Below are 4,984 nucleotides of genomic sequence, written 5' to 3'. Positions count from 1 at the left end.
CACTGGATTATTGCATCGTCAATATTTTCCTTAATGATTTAAATTAGTCATTTTAATCGTATCTTGGAACATATACTTGATCTTTGCATGCACAAAACTGGTATTTTATAAAATGAAAAAACCGTTTATTCACTAAATCAATTCCACCATAGAATTTGATTTTGGAACAAACGGCTCTATTTATAAGCTTTTTTCACACTACTCTAGCATTTTTTAGCGGTTAGGAAAACGAGAGGTATCCTTCTTAACCTGGCTCCAGGTATAACGCAACATCCAGGTATCCCACTCTGTTATTTTGGGGGAATTTCCGGCCCACATAATAGTTGGCACAGGAAACCCACCGGGTGTACGCTCATGTTCTTCATAGAAGTCAGGCAAGCCGAATCCATGCCCCATCTCGTGCTCTGTAATCTGGATTTCATCCGAATTCAAGGTGTTCAGGATATAATCATCAGGCATACGTTGCCCCCAATCCCCGCCGGCTCCGCCTTGAAAATTGGACGTTCCCCATAAGTACATATCAAACCGCTTGTCCAGGCCACCTGGGTAAGAATAGTTAGGGTCCATAAAATGTTCAAATCTCGATAGTGCGTTAGGAGCAACTGGAAGTTTAGCTGGAATATTCGGGTCTGTTTTACTTAAGTCATCCGTAATGGTATCCGTGTAAACGATTTCATTAGATTGTTTGTTAAGAATCTGTGATGGATTCGCAACGGCCCAGCCTACTATTTTTACTGTAATATTGTTATAAGGCCAGCCATCATACCCTTTCAACTGCTTATTCCAATTATTGATTTGGCGACTCAGCATGGAAGCCATATCTTTACGCTGCTGAAGAGTGATATTTTTAGAGGATTGCCAACGCACTACATAATTTAGCGTTCCTTTTCCCGCATAGATTTGATCAAAAATCAAATTTTTACGGTTGGTGGAGCCTTCTTTGACCATTCTATTCTTCCAAACCCATTCTACCGATGGCTTAAATTTAGCAGGTATATCAGCAGCAGCCAAATTAATATTTGTCGACGCTATATCAGAAGTGCTTTCCAAATCTGAGGCTGCTGAACCAACGTTAGCCCCGCCAACCAGTAAAGAAGCAGCCACTACCAATGAAAAAGAAGCCATGATCATTCCATTTTTCTTCGGCATTTATTTAACCTCCATACCTTTTATTTTTACGAGACATCTAAAAGGACAACGCCTACTCTCTTATTACACCCACTCTCGTTTTTGAATAAAATTACAATTTTATACTATCATTGGAATGATATAGCGTCAAACAAAAATATCCCCTCTACAAGGAGGGGATAAGTATCCATAGACTAGGCTTGCACTCCTACTCTATGGATATCAATGCCGATTCTGCCAGTGAAGCCAGTAGCTTCGCTGTTCCGGGCAACGCGCGTTCGTCCAGATCAAAGGCAGGATGATGCCATTCCTGGCTTCCCGCAGTGCCGACAAAGACAAATACACCAGGGATGTTCTTCTGATAAAACCCAAAATCCTCGCTCGCCGAGGATGGTATGGGACGAACTACGTCCAGACCGACCGCTTCTGCCGCCTCCTCCGCGATGACGGCCAACTTACCGTCGTTCAGCACAGGCGGCGGACCCTCGATCCAGCGGATGGATGCTTTCGTGCCGAAAGCATCCGCAACGCCTTTTACGACCTGCTCGAAGCGCTCAATCACCTGGGCGCGAACATTTTCGTCAAATGTGCGAATTGTTCCGTCCAAATGGGCGCGGTCAGGAATGATGTTCCAGGCGTTGCCACTGTGCAGCTTCGTGACGCTAATGACCGCGCTATCCAGCGGATTAACGCTCCGACTCACAATGGATTGCAGCGCCGTAATGATATGTGACGATACCACGATGGGGTCAATCCCTGCATGCGGCACTGCCGCATGTGTGCTCAGACCCTCCACCTCGATGTAAAAACCATCCGCCGCTGCCATTAGCGGACCTTCTTTGATGCCGACCGTGCCTACGGGCAGGTCCGGCTTGTTATGTAGGCCAAATATGGCCTGCACCCCTGCCAACGCACCGCTGTCCAGCACTTGGGCAGCGCCTTTGGCCTTTTCCTCAGCTGGCTGGAACACCAGCCGAACCGTGCCTTTCAGCTCCTGCTCCCGCTGCTTCAACAATACGGCTGCTCCTAACAGGGATGCGGTATGAAAATCATGCCCACAGGCATGCATCTTGCCGGGATGCACCGAAGCATAAGGCAATCCCGTCTCTTCCTGAATAGGCAACGCATCAATGTCTGCACGAAGCGCGACAGTTGGTCCCTCCTGCTGTCCGCCGATTTCCGCTACTAATCCGGTACGCAGCGGCACATCCAGAATGGTTATGTTCTGTTCTTCCAGCAGACGGCGGATAAAGGCGGTAGTTTCAACCTCCTCGTTAGATAACTCGGGATTTCGATGCAGATGGCGGCGAATGTCCACCAGCTTCTGCTCCAAAACCTGCTCCTTCGTCCCGGTTGATCCACTCATCCCTATTCCTCCTTCGTGAACCCAAAATAGTTACAATTCTCTCAGACCAACAACATCTAGGACTGCACAGGCAACCCGGCAAAAGCTTCATGCAATAACTCGAACGAGCGCACGCGCTTGTGTATATCCCTTATTCCTGTCGTAACAATTAGCTCATCGGCCTGATACTTCGCTTGAATTTCCGTCAACACAGCATAGATTTCGTCTTTATTCCCTTTGTTAATTTGCGCTTGTGTAGCTTCAATTGTATATTCTTCACCTGATTGCTTGCCGAACTCTTCTGCACTTTCCAGCGTGCCCACCGTAGCCGTCTTGCCACTGGCCAGATGAATTTTGTACAGCTTGTGCTCCCCTGCTAACTCCTCAGCTTCCTCGGAAGTGTCCGCTACGATGACTGAAAGCGCAAAAAGAGCTTTCGGCTCACGTCCATAACTATAATCGAAAGACGCCCGATACGTACGGAATGATTCCAATGCAATCTGCTCATTACTATTGATAAATTGCGAGAAAACGTAGGGCAACCCCAAACGCGCAGCAATTCCAGCACTGTCTGTACTTGTACCCAAAACGTAAATATCCGCTGGTGTTTCTGGAATCGGATTCGCCTGTAACCCGGCTAACGGTCCTTCTTCAGACGGAATATTATGAATATAGCGACTTACTTCATCAATTTTTTCTTCGAGAGAAGGCGCGTCATGAACGTTTCGTTGTAACGCCTGTGTGGATTTCGGCAACCCGCCCGGCGCGCGTCCAATTCCCAAATCTACGCGACCCGGTGCAAGAGAGGACAGCACATTAAAGTTTTCAGCTACTTTATAAGGGCTGTAATGCTGAAGCATCACTCCACCAGAACCGACTTTAATACGTTCAGTGCGTGCCAGCAAATGGGAAATGAGTACCTCTGGCGAAGAGCCCGCAACCTGCTCGGAATCGTGATGCTCTGATACCCAGAAACGCGTAAACCCCAATTCCTCTACACGCTGTGCTAGCTTAATCGTATTACGAAGGGCCTGCGCTGCCGTTTCCCCCTCGTGTATAGGGCTTTGATCCAATACTCCGATTTTAATACTCATGTCTCCCTCTCCCGTCTAAATTGAATAGTTATATTCCGGTGTAATCCGTTTCAGGAATTGTTTGGTACGTTCCTCTTTGGGGTGGTTAAAAATGTCGTCCGGTGTGCCTTCCTCGATAATATGACCGCCATCCATAAATACCACATGATTTGAAACATCGCGCGCAAAGCCCATTTCATGTGTAACGACAATCATTGTAATGCCTTCCTTCGCAATCTTGCGGATCACCGACAGCACCTCACCCACCAATTCAGGGTCCAGCGCCGAAGTCGGCTCATCGAACAAAATCACTTCCGGGTTCAGCGCCAAGGCACGCGCTATGCCGACACGCTGCTGCTGCCCTCCGGATAGCTGGCTTGGATAATGATTCAGCTTTTCACCCAGACCGACCTTTTCAAGCACTTCAATGCTAATTTTTTTCGCTTCCTCCTGCTTGACCTTGCGGACAACGACAAGCCCTTCCATGACATTTTCCAGTGCTGTTTTATGCTTGAACAAATTGTACTGCTGAAAAACCATAGCCGTCTTTTGACGTAGAGCCAAAACATCCCTCTTCGCAGGTCGCTTGCAGTTCACTGTAAAATCGCCAATGCTGACTTCCCCATCATTCGGCTTTTCCAGATAATTAATGCAGCGTAGCAGAGTCGTTTTTCCTGAACCGCTCGGGCCTAAAATAACGACGACCTCGCCTTTGTTCACGGTCAAATCAATGCCTTTGAGCACTTCATGTTTGCCGAACGACTTCGTTATATTTTGCAGACGGATCATGATGCTCGACCTCCATTAAACACATTGATTTTTTTCTCCACCAAGCCGGATATTCGCTCAATTAATACCGTCAAGCCCCAAAATAGCAGTGCAGCCGCGATATATACCTCTAAATATTTCCAGTTGGTAGATGCCAGAATTTCAGCCTGTGCCTGGATTTCTGTGACCGATACCGTGAAAGCCAAGGTAGAGCCATGAAGCATCCCAATAACGGAATTCGTCAGGTTTGGCAAACTCACCACGAACGCCTGCGGAAATACAATCCGTCTCAGCACTTGCCACGTCGTCATACCGACGGCATAAGCCGCCTCGATTTGTCCCTTGTTGACCGATTGAATTCCAGAACGGACGACCTCAGACATATACGCGCCACTGGTAATGGAAAACGAAATGAGTGCAAATACCATATAAGGAACATCTTTGGATTGCAGCGGCCAGCCGAAATGCTTCGCTCCCGCATCAATCAACAAAGGCAAACTGAAATAAATAAGCAGCAAATGCATCAGCATCGGTGTGCCACGGATAAAGGTGACGTAACCGTGAGAAATCTGGGACAACACAGGAACCTTATAAATTCGCGCCAGCGCCGTTATAATACCGATGACCAACCCTGCCAGTACGGAAACCACCGTAATAATTAAAGTGTTGG

5 protein-coding genes are annotated in these 4,984 nt (G+C 47.5%); all 5 read right to left on the bottom strand.

Annotation, left to right across the window (positions count from 1 at the left end; all coding sequences use genetic code 11):
• Window positions 1–213 precede the first annotated feature (213 nt).
• On the bottom strand, window positions 214–1,149 hold the full coding sequence (locus tag GRP75_RS19170) for a dockerin (RefSeq protein WP_160790075.1): 936 nt from the start codon (window positions 1,147–1,149) through the stop codon (window positions 214–216).
• Window positions 1,150–1,336: 187 nt separating this feature from the next.
• Complete coding sequence (locus tag GRP75_RS19165; protein WP_075154123.1) at window positions 1,337–2,494, bottom strand: amidohydrolase; 1,158 nt, start codon at window positions 2,492–2,494, stop codon at window positions 1,337–1,339.
• A gap of 56 nt (window positions 2,495–2,550) precedes the next feature.
• Window positions 2,551–3,567 carry an LLM class flavin-dependent oxidoreductase gene (locus GRP75_RS19160; RefSeq protein ID WP_160790074.1) on the bottom strand — a complete coding sequence of 339 codons (1,017 nt, stop codon included), beginning with the start codon at window positions 3,565–3,567 and terminating at the stop codon, window positions 2,551–2,553.
• 15 nt (window positions 3,568–3,582) lie between these two features.
• Window positions 3,583–4,335, bottom strand: a complete 753-nt coding sequence (locus GRP75_RS19155) for an amino acid ABC transporter ATP-binding protein (protein WP_023988357.1) — start codon at window positions 4,333–4,335, stop codon at window positions 3,583–3,585.
• The coding region (locus GRP75_RS19150) for an amino acid ABC transporter permease (protein ID WP_160790073.1) at window positions 4,332–4,984 on the bottom strand (653 nt) is incomplete at its 5' end. The genes GRP75_RS19150 and GRP75_RS19155, both read right to left, overlap by 4 nt.

The sequence above is a fragment of the Paenibacillus sp. OT2-17 genome (assembly GCF_009827695.1).
Lineage (GTDB): Bacteria > Bacillota > Bacilli > Paenibacillales > Paenibacillaceae > Paenibacillus > Paenibacillus polymyxa_B.
This window is presented reverse-complemented; position numbering and strand designations above follow the sequence as displayed.

Bases quoted from the DNA above. Each gene is read 5' to 3' on its own strand.
- GRP75_RS19170 (WP_160790075.1), bottom strand. From the start codon at position 1,149: ATGCCGAAGAAAAATGGAATGATCATGGCTTCTTTTTCATTGGTAGTG.
- GRP75_RS19165 (WP_075154123.1), bottom strand. From the start codon at position 2,494: ATGAGTGGATCAACCGGGACGAAGGAGCAGGTTTTGGAGCAGAAGCTG.
- GRP75_RS19160 (WP_160790074.1), bottom strand. From the start codon at position 3,567: ATGAGTATTAAAATCGGAGTATTGGATCAAAGCCCTATACACGAGGGG.
- GRP75_RS19155 (WP_023988357.1), bottom strand. From the start codon at position 4,335: ATGATCCGTCTGCAAAATATAACGAAGTCGTTCGGCAAACATGAAGTG.